Here is a 14,654-nt window from a genome sequence, read left to right as displayed (position 1 = left end):
CACCGGCGGCCCGGCCGAGACAGTCATCTCCAGCGTACGTCGCCGGTCCTTACGAGCCGGGAACGAGACTTGGACCACAGTAGCCAGGTCCGGCTTAGTGGAACCACCGGAGTCCACTATCCGGCTAGGCTGTCGCGTCGTGGACTCCTATCTCGGGTCTTACGCGACGCTGGGCCTGGTCGCAGCGGCCGGCGTACTCGTCTTCGTCGGTGCCTTCGGGGCCAACAAGCTGCTGCGCCCGGCCGCTCCGGCTCAGCCGCCGGGCAAGTTCGTGGCCTACGAGAGCGGCATCGACCCGGTCGGCGGCGACTGGGCACAGGCGCAGATCCGGTACTACGTATACGCGTACCTCTATGTGCTTTTCGCCGTGGAGGCCGTTTTTCTCTTTCCGTGGGCGGTCGTCTACGACCTTCCCGGTTTCGGCTGGGCCACGGTGACCGAGATGGGCGTCTTCGTGGCCGTCCTCGCGCTGGGCATCCTCTACGCCTGGCGCAAGAAGATCCTGACCTGGACTTAACGCCCCGCTCCCGGGCGCGTCGGGGTGGCGGGCTCGCCACGCGCTGTCCGACATGCCAACATTCAGCGCATGGGTCAGCTTCTCCTCTTCATCGTCGTGGCACTGGTCGTGGCAGCGATCGTGTTCGGCGTGACCGTGATGATCGGCGGCGGCGACAACGCATTGACGCCGGTCGAGCCGGACGGTGCGGCCGTGCCGCTGCCGAGCGACCGGCCACTCGGTGAGGAGGACGTCGTCCGGACGAAGTTCGACACCGCCTTTCGTGGCTACCGCATGTCCCAGGTCGACCAGGCGCTGCAGCGCGCGGCCTACGACATCGGCTACAAGGGCGAGCTCATCGGCGTGCTCGAGGCCGAGGTCACGGCGCTGCGCGAAGGGCGCACGGCCGACGCCGACGTGCTCCGCAAGGCCCGCGAGGCGGCGATCGCGCCGTCCGAGGCCGGCGAGTCGCCCGCTCCGGCCGCCGGCGACCTGCAGATCGCGGTGAGCCAGGCTTCGCCCGAGGCTTCGGCCGGCGATTCCCCCGAGGCGAAGACCGCCCCCGGGGCCCAGGCAGTCCCCGACGACGCTCCGGTCGCGAGCAGCCAGTCGGCGGAGCCGCGGTGAGCGCGACCGGACCGGCCGACGGGCTGGGTGACGCCGCCCGCCCCGGCACCGGCGAAGTGACCGCCACCGTGATCGTGAACGCCCCCGCCAAACGGGTCTTCGACGCCTTCCTCAACTGGGAGAAGCAGGGCGACTGGATCCCGTTCACCAAGGTCCGGGTGGTCGAGGGCGACGGTGGCGAGGGGAGCCTGGTCGAGGCGATCACCGCCCTCGGCCCGGCCGCGTTGCGCGACGAGCTGCGCGTGGTCAAGATCAATCCGCCGTACGAGGTCAGGGTCGTGCATTGCGGCAAGGTGCTCCGCGGACCGGGCACGATGCGCTGCACGCCGATGTCGGGCGACCGCACCCAGGTGGTGCTGCACGAGTGGTTCCACCTGCCCGCCGCGGTCGGCAAGGTGGCCTGGCCGCTGCTGTGGCCGGGATCGAAGCTCGGCTTCACCGGGGCGCTGAAGAAGTTCGGCCGGCTCGTCGAACAGGGCCGCCTGCCCTGAGTTTCTGTCAGACCCCGCCTCTACGGTGGGCGGCATGACAGACACCTCGGCGTTCGGTGCTCCGCAGCCCGGCGTGGCCCCGGCCGACCTTCTCGAGGCCGGTCTGGTCGTCGGCGACGACGGCCGGGCGCGGTGCTTCTGGGGCGGCAGCACGCCTGACTACGTGCCCTACCACGACTCCGAGTGGGGTCGCGTGGTGCGCGGCGACGACGCGCTCTTCGAGCGGATGTGCCTCGAGGCGTTCCAGTCCGGCCTGTCCTGGATCACGATCCTGCGCAAACGCCCCGCCTTCCGGGCCGCGTTCGCCGGTTTCTCGATCGCCAAGGTGGCCGCCTTCTCCGACGCCGACGCCACCCGCCTGATGACCGACGCCGGCATCGTCCGCAACCGCATGAAGATCGACGCCGCCCTGGCCAACGCCCGGGTCGCGGCCGACCTGCCCGACGGTCTCGACGCGCTGCTCTGGTCCTACGCTCCCGCGCCGAAACCGCCCCGCCCGGCCACCCGGGCCGACGTCCCGGCCATCACACCCGAGTCCAAGGCGATGGCCAAAGACCTCAAGAAGCGCGGTTTCCGCTTCGTCGGCCCCACCACTGCTTATGCGTTGATGCAGGCGACGGGCATGGTCGACGACCACTTGGCGGGCTGCTGGGTCCCACCTGGCGGGGCCGATCCGGGCGCGTGATGAGATTGACCGCATGGCGCAGTGGGCGGTGATCATTCCGGCGGATCAGTGGGCGACCGAGCGGCTCTTCCACCACGACACGGTGACCGTGTCGGGTGGCGCGGGCCCGGTCAGTCCCGACGACGAGGTGCTGCTCGTCGCGGAGGGCGACGTGGTCGCGCTGGCGCAGGCGGTGCCCGGCGAGGGCGACGAGCTCACGCTGGCCTACGTGCGGCGCGCGTTCGACGCACCGGTGTCCGCCGCCGGGCTGGCCCTCGACGACGACGCCCGGATCGTCTCGCTCGACCCGGCGGTCTTCCGCGCACTGGCGGGCACGCTCGGCGGAGCCGCCGACAAACAGACGTGGCTGGTCAGCGTCGCGCTCCCGATCGAGGCGGCCACGCCGGCCGACGCCGTGCGTCAGTTCTGGTCACACGTGCACGAGCTGGGCCCGGTCGAGCTGCCGACCTACGTGTGGCCTTCCGGCAACGAGCTGGCCATGCAGGCCTTCGTCCTCGGCGATGAGGCAAATCAGGACCCCGAGGAAGAAGACTGAGCCTATGGTCGCCGCTCCGCGGCTCCGGGATTTCGCCCCTACAGGCCGATGACTTGGGCACCGAAAACGGCCTCGCTCCGCTAGCCGTTTTCGGCGCCCAAGTCATCGACGGGCGAAATCCGACTCTGGTCGCCGCTTCGGGATTTCGCCGCTACAGGCCGATGGCTTGATCTGACTCTGGTTGCGGCGCTGTGTGGCTGCGCGATATGACGGTTTTGGGATCGTCACATATATAGATCTCAATGCCTAGGCTCCCTCCAACAACTCGTTGGTGGGAGGACCGGATGGTCGAGTGGCGGATTCTGGTGAGCACGGCGGTGGCCGCGCTGACCGTGGCGGCGTGGGGCACGACGGCTGAGGCAGCGCCGACCGCGCCGCCCGGCGACGGTGTGGTGTCCCCCTCGGTGGTCGGCGGCAGCCGCGCCACGCAGGGTGAGTTCCCGTTCATGGTGCGCCTGTCGATGGGCTGCGGCGGCGCCCTCTACAGCCCGAACCTGGTGCTCACGGCCGCGCACTGCGTGAGCCGTACCGGCGCCAACACGTCGATCACGGCCACGCTGGGCACGGTCGACCTGCAGTCGAGCAGCCGGATCACCCGGACCTCGAACTACGTCTACCGCGCCCCCGGCTACAACGGCAACGGCGACGACTGGGCCTTCATCCGCCTGTCCAGCCCGGTGACGACGCTGGCCACGCTGCCGATCGCGACGAGCACCGCCTACGACTCGGGCACGTTCACGATCGCCGGCTGGGGCGCCAACCGTGAGGGCGGCGCGCAGCAGCGCTACCAGCTCAAGGCGACGGTGCCGTTCGTCAGCGACTCCACCTGCAACTCGTCCTCGATGTACGGCGGCCAGGTCATCGCCGCCGAGGAGATCTGCGCCGGCTACGCCGCCGGTGGCGTCGACACCTGCCAGGGCGACTCGGGCGGCCCGATGTTCCGCCGCGACGCCGCCAACGCCTGGATCCAGGTAGGCATCGTGAGCTGGGGCGACGGTTGCGCCCGCCGCAACAAGCCCGGCGTCTACACCCAGGTGAGCTACTTCTCCTCAGCGATCCGCAGCGCCGCCACCAGCCTCGGCGGCTGACCACCGACCGGTGAGCGAGCACTCACAAACCCCGCGTTAGTGAGTACTCACTCACCAAGAAGTGGTGCGCCAGGGCGGTGGGCCAGAGCAGTAGGCCAGAGCGGTGCGCCCGCCTTCAGTGGCACTCAGTTGCCGTTGAAGGCGGGCTTCTGCTTGTTCACGAAGGCGTTGACGGCGGCCTTGTGGTCGGCCGTCGCGCCGCAGATGGCCTGGGCCTGGGCCTCGGCGGCGAGCGCGTCGGACAACGTGCCGGCGTCGCCGATCGACAGCTCGCGCTTGATCGCCCCGTAAGCCACCGTCGGACCGGCCGCGAGGCGTGCGGCGAGCTCCTGCGCGGCCGGCAGCACCTCGTCGTCAGTGGAGGTCAGGCGGGAGAGCAGCCCGATCTCCAGGGCACGAGCGGCCCGCACCGGCTCGGCCAGCAGCAGCATCTCGAGCGCCTGAGCGTGTCCGACGATGCGGGGGAGCGACCACGACACGCCGCTGTCGCCGGCCAGTCCGACGTTGGCGAAGGCCATCAGGAAGCTCGTCTTCGGCCCGCCGATCCGGAAGTCGGCCAGCAGCGCGAACGACGCCCCGGCCCCGGCCGCCGTGCCGCGGACGGCCGCCACCACCGGCTTGGGCATGCTGGCCAGGCGCTGGGCGATCGGGTTGTAGTGGACCCGTACGGTATCCAGATCGGTTTTGCCTGATTCCAGCTGCTCGGCGTGCTCGCGCAGGTCTTGCCCGACGCAGAACGCGGTGCCCGCCCCGGCCAGCACGATCGCCCGGCACGACTTGTCGCTCTCGAGCGCGGCCAGCGTGTCCCGCAGGGCCTCTTTGAGGTCGACGGTCAGGGCGTTCATCGCCTCGGGCCGGTTGAGCGTGAGCGTGACGACCGCGTCAGTGCGGTCGACGAGCAATGATTCGGTCTTCAGTCCGGTCATGGGCGGCGGGTGGGGTGGTTGGACGGCGGTCATGCGTCTGAGAATCCCACACGGCCGCGACTCACCGAGTGCAGGCATCGCTCGACGTAGCGGTCGGCCGCGGGCCGTAGCCGGGTCGCGTGCCGGTCGAAGAAACCGGCCGCGCTCACCCCGGGCCAGCGTGCGGGCAGCAACGAGGCGGGCAGCTGTGGATCGCGGAACAGGAACGATCGCCACGAGTGGACCAGGTGGAAGCGGGCCGCGTACGCCTCCTCGTCGCTGCTGCGTGCGTTGACCGAGGTGACCACGGGTCGCAGGTCAGCCACGAAATCCTCGTACGAGCGGGCCAGTTCGGGCAGATCCCAGGCCCGCCCGACCACGTCGGCGGCACCGGGTGACCCGGCGGCGTGGCTGGCGGTGAACCGTTCGTAGCCGACCCCGGCCTCGCGCAGCACGGTGTCGGCCTCGTCGGCCGGTCGCGGCGCTACCCACGCGTTGTCGCCGAGTGCGCCGTAGCCGAGGAAGGCGAGCCGACCGGCGTCGCGCTTGCCCAGCGGATCGTGCAAAAGCACCAGATCGAACTTCCCGTCCCAGCTGACGCGCCCGGTGCGGTAGATCCGGGCCGACGCCTCGTCGAGTCGCCGGGCGGCCTTGGGGGTCAGCAGATAGCCGGGTCCGGAGACCAATCGCATAGGGTGCAGCCACCCTTGGCGCACCATCCGGGACACCGCGGTGCGCACCGCGGGAGGGGCGATGCCGAGCGGCGCAAGCAGTCTGACCAGGGCCGCGACCGGCGCCCGGCCGCCTCGGGGGCGGAGATAGTCGCCGTACAGGTCGAAGAGTGCCGACCGCGCCTGCATGACCGCACATTGTGACAGCCCGAAAGGCGATATGCTAGACGCTGTCACATCCGCCCGGGCTGGGTTTGGGTTCGCCGGTGTTCATCAGGGAAAATGTTTGATCGGCACGGTGGGCCGGGTCGCGTCAGCACGCGCAAAGGCCCGTCTGGCCGCCGGTCGGAAACGAGGTACCGCGTCACGTGGGGCTGAGCACGTGGCGTTGTGGCAGTGGCTGTGGGGTAACCCACCGACACCCTGATGTGGGTCTGAGGGGAGACAAGATGGCGGCGATGAAGCCGCGGACGGGCGATGGTCCGCTGGAGGTCACCAAGGAGGGACGGGGCATCGTCATGCGCGTCCCGCTGGAAGGTGGTGGCCGTCTCGTCGTTGAGATGACTCCGGACGAGGCCAGCGCGCTGGGTGACGCGTTGAAGTCGATCGCCGGCTGACGTTTCACGCGAGCCCGCCGGTACGGTACCGCCCGTACCGGCGGGCTTTCCACGTCTTCGAGAAAGGTCACGCTCTCGTGTTTCCGATCCGGTTGACCGACCACCTCGACGACGACCTGACCCGCATCGTGCCGATCGGTACGCCGGGTCCACTCTCGCACCCGGGTGGCGACCTGGGAGCCGAGATCGCCGCACTGGCCGAGACGGATCGGCGGGCCGGTTCGGTGCAAGACTTCCCGCGTCCGCTGCGGCGGCCCGCCCGGGTGCTGTTGGTGCACGTCGGAGCGGGTGACGAGGCCGGTTGGCGAGCGGCCGGGGCGGCCGTTGCGCGCGCTCTGGAGGACGACGAGCCGGCCCAGCTCGACCTGAGGTCGGTGGAGACGGATGAGTCCGTACGCGGCCTGGCCGAGGGGCTCTGGCTCGGCGGCTACCGCTATCGCGACGCGCAGCAGGAACCCCGCTCGGCCGAGGTCGGGATCGTCGTGGACGACTCCGAGGCGTACGGGGAGAGCCTGGTTCTGGCCCGTGTGGCGGCCCGGGCGACCTGGCTGGCCCGCGATCTGACGAATGCGCCGCCCTCGCTGAAGAACCCGGACTGGATGGCCGAGGAGGTCACCGGCGCCTCGGCCAAGCGTGCCGGGGTCGGTGTCCGCATCGTGGCGGGCGACGATCTGGCCCGGTTCGGTGGCCTGCGGGCGGTCGGTGGTGGTTCCCGGTTCCGGCCCTGCCTGGTCGAGCTGACCTGGGCCCCGCCCGGCGCGACGACCCATGTGGTGCTGGTCGGCAAGGGCATCACGTTCGACAGCGGCGGCATCTCGATCAAGACCCGCGAGGGCATGAAACGGATGAAGAACGACATGGCCGGGGCGGCCACGGTGGCCGCCGCCACGCTGGGGGCGGCCGATCTTGATTTGCCCGTACGCGTCACCGCGCTGCTGCCCCTGGCCGAGAACGCGGTCAGCGGCTCGGCCTACCGGCCGGGCGATGTGATCACCCACTACGACGGCACGACCAGCGAGTCGACCAACTCGGACGCCGAGGGGCGCCTGGTGCTGGCCGACGCGCTCGGCTACGCCGTCGCCGAGCTGGCCCCCGACGTGCTGATCGACTTCGCCACCCTCACCGGGGCCGCGGTCGTGGCCCTCGGCAAGAGCACGGCCGCGCTCTACAGCGACAACGACGAGCTGGCGACCGGCCTGATCGCGGCCGGGTCGGCGGCCGGCGAGAGCATGTGGCGGATGCCGCTGCCCGGCGAGTACCGCGAACTGCTGCGCAGCGACGTCGCCGACCGGCACAGCTCGCCCACCCACGGCGGGGGGATGGCCGCGCTGTTTCTGCGCGAGTTCGCCGGTGACTACGCCGACCGCTGGGTCCACGTCGACATGGCCGGGCCGTGCTGGGCCGAGACGTCGGAACTCGAGCTCACCCGGGGCGCGACCGGCTGGGGCGTACGGACGCTGCTGCGGTTTATCTCAGCGCTTGACCGCGGCTAGCAGCCCGGCCCCGGAGGGAATGATCGCCGGGATCCACTCCTCGGAGTCGCGCACCGAGCGCACCGTCTCGCGGATGGTCAGCGTGTCGACGTCACGGGCCGACGGGTCGCTGATCCGGCCGCCGGCCAGCGCCTCGTTGACCAGCAGCACGCCGCCCGGCCGGAGCAGGCGCAGGGCGGCCTCGGCGCAGGCCCCGAACTCGGTCACGTCGGCGTCGACGAACACCAGGTCGTAGGCGCCGTCGGCCAGCCGTGGCAGCACGTCCAGCGCGCGGCCGGTGATGATCCGGGTGCGCGACGCGGCGAAGCCGGCCTCGACGAAGATCCGCCGGGCGATCCGCTGGTGCTCGTTCTCGACGTCGATCGTGGTCAGCACGCCGTCGGCGCGCATGCCGCGGAGCAGCCAGACGCCGCTCACCCCGGCGCCGGTGCCGATCTCGACCACGGCCTTGGCGCTGCCGGCCGCGGCCAGCAGGCGCAGCACCGACCCCGCAGCCGGGGTGACGCAGTCGAGGCCGAGTTCGTGCGCGAGGGCACGGGCGGTCTGCAGGACGACGTCTTCGTCGGCGTACGCCTCGGCGAACTGCTGAGCGTGGCCGTTCGGGCCGCTCGGACGGGCTGACGGGACGATGACGACCTCCGGTGCGGTTTGCGGACGCACGTGGATTCTGCCGCGCACATCGGATAGAAGGGTAGCGGGGCCGTCGATGGCTCAGCGGTCCGTACGAAACGGGCCGGGGCGGGGCGTCATCCGGGATCCGTGTCATTCTGGAGGGGGAGCCCGGGAGGAATCGAGTGGAGGCACCGACGTGACCGACGGCTGGAACGCGCGTCCGCCACAGCCACCACCACCCCCGCCGGGGTCGCCTTGGTGGTCTGATGCGCTCGCCGACCCTTGGCGAGACCCGTACGCGCCGACCGCCGTCGTGGTCGAGACGCCGGGTGCGACCACCGGCCCGCCGCCCGAGCCGGTCACCGACCCCGACGCGCCCCGGCGCTCGTACGGGCCGATTCTTGCCATCTGCCTGGTCACGGCCCTGCTCGCGGGTGGTCTGGGCGGCACGCTGGGCTATGTCTTCGCGGTCCGCGGGGGCGTCGCCACCGGCGGTGGCACCCAGCTCGGCGCGACCGCTCAAGACCCGCCGGCCGCGGCCAACCGGGCCCCCGACTCGCTGGCCGGGATCGCCGCCAAGGTGCTCCCGAGCGTGGTGACCGTGCGGGTCACCGGTGCCATCGGTTCCGGCTTCGTGGTGTCCACCGACGGTTACGTGATCACCAACGACCACGTGGTCGAGGGGGCCGACGACACCATGTCGGTGGCCTTCAGCGACGGCTCCACGGCCAAGGCCGAGCTGGTCGGCCGTGACCCCGAGTCCGACGTCGCTGTGATCAAGGTCGCCAAGACCGGTCTCACCCCGGTCGCGATCGGCAACTCCGACGCCATCGCGGTCGGCGACCCGGTGCTCGCCTTCGGGTCGCCGCTGGCCCTGCGCAACACGGTCACGTACGGCATCGTCAGTGCCCTCGACCGCACCATCGAGGCCGGCGACGCGGGCCAGACCCGCTACTACGCGGCCATCCAGACCGACGCCGCGGTCAACCAGGGCAACTCCGGCGGCCCGCTGGTCAACGCGGCCGGTCAGGTCATCGGCGTCAACTCGGTGATCCGCTCGGTCGGCGGCAACGAGACCGAGGCCGGCAACATCGGCCTGGCCTTCGCGATCCCGATCAACCAGGCCCGCCGGGTGGCCGGCGACATCATCGACCACGGCAAGGCCCGGCGCACGGTGATCGGCGCGACCGTGGTCGAGGGCGGCAACAGCACGTCGGGGGCCCGGTTGCGCTCGGTCGAGCCGGCCGGCCCGGCCGCCACCGCCGGTCTGAAGGCCAACGACGTGGTCACCAAGATCGACGGGCACGTGCTCGAGGACGGCACCGACCTGGTCGCCCTGGTCCGCAAGTACGCCCCCGGCGCCACGGTCTCGGTGGAGTACCGTCGCGGGACGAAGACCCAGACCGCCTCGGTGACGTTGGTGGCCGACTCCAACTGATCGCCGTCAATTCGCGAAGTCTTCAGCCGGGTTTCTGACGGTAGGCGGGGCGGACGGATGGCCGTCGCACAGCTCTCGTGCGTAGGCTGGGCCGGGACCTTGGGAGGGCCACATGTTCGAAAACCTGAACTGGTGGGAGATCGGCGCGCTGCTCATGCTGGCGCTGTTGATCTTTGGTGAGCGCCTGCCCAAGGTGATCGGCGACGGCCTGCGCATGCTGCGCGGGCTGCGGGCGATGGCGCAGAACGCGACCAGCGACCTCAACAAGGAGCTCGGCACCGACCTCCAGCTGCAGGATCTGCACCCCAAGGCGTTCATCCGCAAGCATCTGCTGAGCGAGGAGGACGAGGCGGCGATCCGGAAGCCGCTGCAGGGCCTCTTCGAAGACGTGAAGCAGGACCTGAACGGGGTCAAGAACGACCTGGGCGAGGTCGCCGCGGCCGCCGACATCAAGAACACCGGCTCCGCGTCGGCTGCGACCCCGGCCGCCCCGGCGGCTCCGGCCCGCCGCCAGCTGGATCTCGACGCCACCTGATCACGCAGGCGGCGCCGAGTCTGTCAGCGGTGTTTCTCAGCGGCGCGCGTTGACCATCAGGCCCAGCGGCTTGCCGACCAGCGACTCACGGCGTACGGCCAGCTTGTTCGCCACCGCGTCGAGAGCCTGGGCGGCCGGCGCGTCGGGCGCAGCCAGCACGATCGGGTCACCGGCGTCGCCTGCCTCACGCACCCGGGTGTCGAGCGGGATCTGCCCGAGCAGCGGCACCGAGGCCCCCACGGTGGTGGTCAGCGAGTCGGCCACGGCCTGACCGCCGCCGGCCCCGAAGACCTCCATGCGCGAGCCGTCCGGCAGCTCGAGCCACGACATGTTCTCCACCACGCCGACCAGGCGCTGGTGGGTCTGCATGGCGATCGCCCCGGCCCGCTCGGCCACCTCGGCCGCGGCCGTCTGCGGGGTGGTGACGACCAGGATCTCCGCGTTGGGCAGCAGCTGGGCCAGCGAGATGGCCACGTCACCGGTGCCCGGCGGCAGGTCGAGCAGCAGCACGTCGAGGTCGCCCCAGTAGACGTCGGCCAGGAACTGTTGCAGCGCGCGGTGCAGCATCGGCCCGCGCCACACGACCGCGGCGTTGCCGGCCGTGAACATCCCGATCGAGATCACCTTCACGCCGTGCGACTGCGGCGGCATGATCATGTCTTCGACCCGGGTCGGGCGGCCGTCGACGCCGAGCATGCGGGGCACCGAGTGGCCGTAGATGTCGGCGTCGATCACGCCGACCGAGAGCCCGCGCTTGGCCAGGGCCGCGGCCAGGTTGACGGTGACGCTGGACTTGCCGACGCCGCCCTTGCCGCTGGCCACCGCGTAGACCCGCGTGCGGGAACCGGGCTGGGCGAACGGGATGACCGGTTCGGCCGCGGCACCGCCCCCGCGCAGCGTGGTCTGCAGGGCCTTGCGCTGCTCCTCGTCCATCACGCCGAACTCGACGCTCACCGACGAGATGCCGGGGATCGAGGTGAGGGCGGTGGTGATGTCGTTGTTGAGCTTGTCGCGCAGCGGGCAACCGGCCACGGTCAGCAGCAGCTCGACCTGCACCGATTCGCCGGCGACGGTGAAGCCCTTGACCATGCCGAGTTCGGTGATCGGGCGGCGGATCTCGGGGTCGTCGACGGTGGCCAGTGCGGCCTGGATCGCGTCCTCGATGGTGGAGGCGGGTGCGGACATGATGCCCATGCTACGTCGCGGTAATCAGCGGGCTTCGTCGAAGTCCGTGCGATCGTCCGCCCAGTCCGAGCGGGGCTTTTTCTCCCGCTTAGTCCGCTTCTCTCGCCGGTGCGCGGCTTCGTCCAGCTCGCCGGCCAGCCGGGTCAGCTCGGAGCGCAGGAAGTCGCGAGTGGCGACCTCACCCATGGCGATCCGCAGCGACGCGATCTCGCGGGCCAGATATTCGGTGTCGGCCTTCTGCATCGCCGCGCGCCGGCGGTCCTCCTCGGCGGCCAGGCGGTCGCGGTCGGCCTGCCGGTTCTGCGCGAGCAGGATCAGCGGCGCCGCGTAGGACGCCTGCAGCGACAGGATCAGCGTCAGGAACGTGAACGTGTACGGGTCGAAGCGCGTCTCGCTCGGCGCCAGCGTGTTCCAGGCGAACCAGCTGGCGATCACCAGCGTCATCCACACGATGAACTGGGCCGTGCCCATGTAGCGGGCGATGCCCTCGGACCACGCACCGAACGATTCGGGGTCGAACCGGGGCAGACGTACCCGGCCCGGCTCGACGGGCTGGTCGAGGCGGTCGCGGCGGGGTTCGGTCACAACCGCACCTCCTGCGAGTCGTCCTCATGCAGGTCACGGTCGCGCCAGTCGCGGGGCAGCGAGTGGTCGAGCACGTCGTCCACCGTCACCGCCCCCAGGAGCCGGCGGGTCGGGTCGACCACGGGCATGGCCACCAGGTCGTACGTGGCCATCCGCTTGATGATCTCGGCGAGCGTGGTCTCGGGGCGCAGCGGATCGAGGTCGTTGTCGACGATGCCGCCGAGGATCGACGCGGGCGGCTCGCGCAGCAGCCGCTGGAAGTGGACCATGCCCAGATATTTGCCGGTCGGGGTGGCCGAGGGGGCCCGCGCGACGAAGACCTGCGCGGCGACCACCGGGGACAACTCCGGTTCCCGGATGCGGGCCAGCGCCTCGGCCACCGTGGCGTCCGGCGTCATGATCACCGGTTCCGAGGTCATCACGCTGCCCGCCGTGCCCGGACGGTAGTTGAGCAGCTGACGGACCGGGTCGGCCTCCTCGGGCTCCATCAGGTCGAGCAGCACCGCCTGCTCGGCCTGGGGCAGCTCGCCGAGCAGGTCGGCCGCGTCGTCCGGGTCCATCCGCTCGAGCACGTCGGCGGCGCGCTCGCGATCGAGGCGTACGAGAATCTCGACCTGATCGTGCTCGGGCAGCTCCTCGAGCACGTCGGCCAGCGTGCGGTCGCTCAGCGCTGCCGCCACCTCGTTACGGCGGGCGTCGGGCAGGTCCTGCAGGGCGTTCGCCATGTCGGCCGGCTTCATCTGCTCGAGCAGGGCCAGCAGGTTCGACGTGCCCTGGGTGTCGGTCGGGCCGATCAGCCCGCGGACCCGGTCGTACTCGGCCTGATAGATGTGCCCGCGACGGGCCAGCCGGCCGGTGTGCTCGCGGACGGCGACCCGGGTCACCAGGTATTCGTTGTTGCGGTTGAGCTCCATGCCGATGTCGACCACGGCGCCGGTCGTGCCCGGGCCGTCGCCGTCGTCCGGCAGGATCGTCACCCGTCGGTCGAGCAGGTCTTCGACCAGCAGCAGCTCGTTGGGCCGCTTCTCGAACCGGCGCAGGTTGAGCGAGCCGCTGGCCAGCACGACCCCCTCGGCGTCCATCGACGTCACCCGCCCGATCGGCAGGAAGATGCGCCGGCGCAGCGCCATCTCGGCCACCAGCCCGACCACCTGAGGCGGCCGGTTCGTGGTGCGCAGGCGCACGACCGCGTCGCGGACCCGGCCGACCCGGTCGGCGTTGGGATCGAAGACAGGCAGGCCGGCCAGCCGAGCCAGATAAACCCTCGTCCCCATGGTCACGACTCCACACTAGGTTAGGGTCCGGACATGTCAGGAGTGGCGTACGAGATCGTCGACGTCTTCACAGATCGCCCGTTCGCCGGCAACCCGCTCGCGGTGGTCTACGGCGCCGAAGATCTCGCGACCGACCAGATGCATACCCTCGCTCGTGAATTCAACCTGGCCGAGACCGTTTTCGTGCTCCCGCCGACCGATTCGTCGGCGACCTATCGGGCCCGGATCTTCACGCCCGAGGGCGAGATCCCGTTCGCCGGTCATCCCAGTGTGGGCGCCGCGGTCACCTCGATGCGCCGAGACCTGTTTCCTCCTTCCGAGGTGGTGCAGGAATGCGGCGCGGGGCTGCTGCCGATCACCGTGCGCGCCTCGGGCTCGGCCACCCTGACCAGCGGAACCCCGCAGCTGGGCCCACCACTGGATCCGGCGCCGCTGCTAGGCGTGGTCGGGCTCACTCAGGACGACTTCGCCGGCCTGCCTCCGCGCTTGGCCGGCGGTGGTCTCGACTGGATCTTTCTTCCCGTACGCCGTGACGCGCTCGCCCGCATCGAAGTCGACACGGCCGCGGCGCGACGGGCGGGCGTCACCGACCTGAGCGTGTTCTCCTGGTCGCCCGAGACGTCCGAGGCCCACGCCCGGGTATTCATCCCCGGGACGGCGGTGCCCGAAGATCCCGCCACCGGTTCGGCCGCGCTGGGCCTGGGCCTGTGGCTGGTGGCTGCGGGGTTGCTCCCACCCGACGGCACGTCGTCCTACCGGGTCCACCAGGGCATCGAGATGAAGCGCCCGTCCCTGCTCGACTGCACAGTCACCGCCGTGGACGGGGTAGCCACCCTCGCCACCGTGACCGGTCACGTGGTCCCGATAGCCCGAGGCGAGATCACCGTCCCGCCGTTCATCGGCTGACTAGCGCCGCTTGACGCGGTGCAGGCGGAACGGGCGGCGCGTCTCGACCCGGGCCGGTGTCTCCCGCGGCTCGGCGGCGCCGGAGTCGGACGGCAGGTTCGGCCGCTCGACCGCCTGCTCGTCGACCGGTGTCAGGCGGACGACCGCGCAGTTCGTGGTGACCCAGCGCGCGATCACGTCGTCGGCCGCGCCCGAGGCGTTCAGGCGCTTGGCCGCCAGCTGGGGCGCGACCTCGTCCCAGACGTCGCTGCCGGGCAGCAACCGGGTCACGGCCGCCTCGGTGACCACGATCAGGCCGCCGTTGTCGCCGCGTAGCCGCACGGTGACCTGCGCGGCCTCGGCCAGCCCGGGCGCGAATTGCTCGCCCGGGCCGCTGAGCACGATCAGCGTGCCGTCGAGCGGCAGCACCCACAGGGCCAGGGCCGGGCCGTCGCCGACCGAGATCCAGGCCAGGGCGGCCTTCTTGAGCGCCTCGTCGAGCACCGCGGAAGTCACAACCGTCATCGTACGG

The 14,654-nt window shown here is 71.0% G+C and carries 18 protein-coding genes; 11 read left to right on the top strand and 7 right to left on the bottom strand.

All coding sequences use genetic code 11. The features are described 5' to 3' along the window. Positions 1-139: 139 nt before the first annotated feature. The 6 genes from ndhC (at position 140) to KOI35_RS05905 (ending at position 3,922) form a co-directional block, all read left to right on the top strand. Entirely contained in the window at positions 140-517 is a 378-nt protein-coding gene (gene ndhC / locus KOI35_RS05930) for an NADH-quinone oxidoreductase subunit A (RefSeq protein ID WP_215785023.1), read from the top strand. A 69-nt stretch (positions 518-586) separates the two neighbouring features. Further along, positions 587-1,123 (top strand): DivIVA domain-containing protein, encoded by a 537-nt coding sequence (locus KOI35_RS05925; protein WP_215785022.1) that lies wholly within the window; start codon positions 587-589, stop codon positions 1,121-1,123. Beyond that, positions 1,120-1,614, top strand: coding sequence for an SRPBCC family protein (locus tag KOI35_RS05920; RefSeq protein ID WP_215785021.1), 495 nt, complete (start codon positions 1,120-1,122; stop codon positions 1,612-1,614). The genes KOI35_RS05925 and KOI35_RS05920 overlap by 4 nt, the downstream gene beginning before the upstream one ends. 34 nt (positions 1,615-1,648) lie before the next feature. Further along, positions 1,649-2,299 carry a DNA-3-methyladenine glycosylase I gene (locus tag KOI35_RS05915; protein ID WP_215785020.1) on the top strand — a complete coding sequence of 217 codons (651 nt, stop codon included), beginning with the start codon at positions 1,649-1,651 and terminating at the stop codon, positions 2,297-2,299. A gap of 13 nt (positions 2,300-2,312) precedes the next feature. Then, positions 2,313-2,834, top strand: coding sequence for a hypothetical protein (locus tag KOI35_RS05910; protein ID WP_215785019.1), 522 nt, complete (start codon positions 2,313-2,315; stop codon positions 2,832-2,834). A 284-nt stretch (positions 2,835-3,118) separates the two neighbouring features. Continuing rightward, complete coding sequence (locus KOI35_RS05905; protein WP_215785018.1) at positions 3,119-3,922, top strand: S1 family peptidase; 804 nt, start codon at positions 3,119-3,121, stop codon at positions 3,920-3,922. A 125-nt stretch (positions 3,923-4,047) separates the two neighbouring features. On the opposite strand, the gene KOI35_RS05900 is transcribed toward KOI35_RS05905, so the two are convergent. Both KOI35_RS05900 and KOI35_RS05895 read right to left on the bottom strand, forming a co-directional pair. After that, positions 4,048-4,848: an enoyl-CoA hydratase/isomerase family protein gene (locus KOI35_RS05900; RefSeq protein WP_215785508.1), complete on the bottom strand. Its 801-nt coding sequence runs from the start codon at positions 4,846-4,848 to the stop codon at positions 4,048-4,050. A gap of 29 nt (positions 4,849-4,877) precedes the next feature. Beyond that, positions 4,878-5,687, bottom strand: a complete 810-nt coding sequence (locus KOI35_RS05895; protein WP_215785017.1) for a PaaX family transcriptional regulator — start codon at positions 5,685-5,687, stop codon at positions 4,878-4,880. Between the two features lie 260 nt (positions 5,688-5,947). Between KOI35_RS05895 and KOI35_RS05890 the strand changes: the two genes are divergently transcribed. Both KOI35_RS05890 and KOI35_RS05885 read left to right on the top strand, forming a co-directional pair. Further along, positions 5,948-6,115: a DUF3117 domain-containing protein gene (locus KOI35_RS05890; protein ID WP_014694782.1), complete on the top strand. Its 168-nt coding sequence runs from the start codon at positions 5,948-5,950 to the stop codon at positions 6,113-6,115. Between the two features lie 77 nt (positions 6,116-6,192). Further along, entirely contained in the window at positions 6,193-7,608 is a 1,416-nt protein-coding gene (locus KOI35_RS05885) for a leucyl aminopeptidase family protein (protein WP_215785016.1), read from the top strand. Here the strand turns inward: KOI35_RS05885 and KOI35_RS05880 are convergent. Next, positions 7,588-8,157, bottom strand: coding sequence for an O-methyltransferase (locus KOI35_RS05880; RefSeq protein ID WP_246612710.1), 570 nt, complete (start codon positions 8,155-8,157; stop codon positions 7,588-7,590). The two genes, KOI35_RS05885 and KOI35_RS05880, sit on opposite strands and share 21 nt — an antisense overlap. A gap of 259 nt (positions 8,158-8,416) precedes the next feature. On the opposite strand from KOI35_RS05880, the gene KOI35_RS05875 reads away from it, so the two are divergent. Next, on the top strand, positions 8,417-9,658 hold the full coding sequence (locus tag KOI35_RS05875; RefSeq protein WP_308120804.1) for a S1C family serine protease: 1,242 nt from the start codon (positions 8,417-8,419) through the stop codon (positions 9,656-9,658). Between the two features lie 112 nt (positions 9,659-9,770). Beyond that, positions 9,771-10,193 carry a twin-arginine translocase TatA/TatE family subunit gene (locus tag KOI35_RS05870; RefSeq protein WP_215785014.1) on the top strand — a complete coding sequence of 141 codons (423 nt, stop codon included), beginning with the start codon at positions 9,771-9,773 and terminating at the stop codon, positions 10,191-10,193. A 36-nt stretch (positions 10,194-10,229) separates the two neighbouring features. On the opposite strand, the gene KOI35_RS05865 is transcribed toward KOI35_RS05870, so the two are convergent. Genes KOI35_RS05865 through KOI35_RS05855 form a run of 3 tightly spaced genes read right to left on the bottom strand, consistent with a single transcriptional unit; the run spans position 10,230 to position 13,243 of the window. Then, the gene (locus KOI35_RS05865; protein ID WP_215785013.1) at positions 10,230-11,378 is read right to left on the bottom strand and encodes an Mrp/NBP35 family ATP-binding protein; all 1,149 of its coding nucleotides are present in this window, start codon (positions 11,376-11,378) and stop codon (positions 10,230-10,232) included. A gap of 24 nt (positions 11,379-11,402) precedes the next feature. Next, complete coding sequence (locus KOI35_RS05860) at positions 11,403-11,963, bottom strand: DUF1003 domain-containing protein (RefSeq protein WP_215785012.1); 561 nt, start codon at positions 11,961-11,963, stop codon at positions 11,403-11,405. Continuing rightward, positions 11,960-13,243, bottom strand: coding sequence for a magnesium transporter MgtE N-terminal domain-containing protein (locus tag KOI35_RS05855; RefSeq protein WP_215785011.1), 1,284 nt, complete (start codon positions 13,241-13,243; stop codon positions 11,960-11,962). The genes KOI35_RS05860 and KOI35_RS05855 overlap by 4 nt, the downstream gene beginning before the upstream one ends. A gap of 27 nt (positions 13,244-13,270) precedes the next feature. Here KOI35_RS05855 and KOI35_RS05850 point away from each other — a divergent pair, with 27 nt between their 5' ends. Further along, positions 13,271-14,143: a PhzF family phenazine biosynthesis protein gene (locus KOI35_RS05850; protein ID WP_215785010.1), complete on the top strand. Its 873-nt coding sequence runs from the start codon at positions 13,271-13,273 to the stop codon at positions 14,141-14,143. Here KOI35_RS05850 and KOI35_RS05845 read toward each other — a convergent pair whose 3' ends face one another. Then, the gene (locus KOI35_RS05845) at positions 14,144-14,647 is read right to left on the bottom strand and encodes a hypothetical protein (RefSeq protein ID WP_215785009.1); all 504 of its coding nucleotides are present in this window, start codon (positions 14,645-14,647) and stop codon (positions 14,144-14,146) included. Positions 14,648-14,654: the final 7 nt, after the last annotated feature.

The organism is Paractinoplanes bogorensis (assembly GCF_018829635.1).
In the GTDB taxonomy this organism is placed as follows: Bacteria; Actinomycetota; Actinomycetes; order Mycobacteriales; family Micromonosporaceae; genus Actinoplanes; species Actinoplanes bogorensis.
The sequence above is the reverse complement of the archived record's forward strand: the minus strand, read 5'-3'. Positions and strand labels throughout refer to the sequence as shown.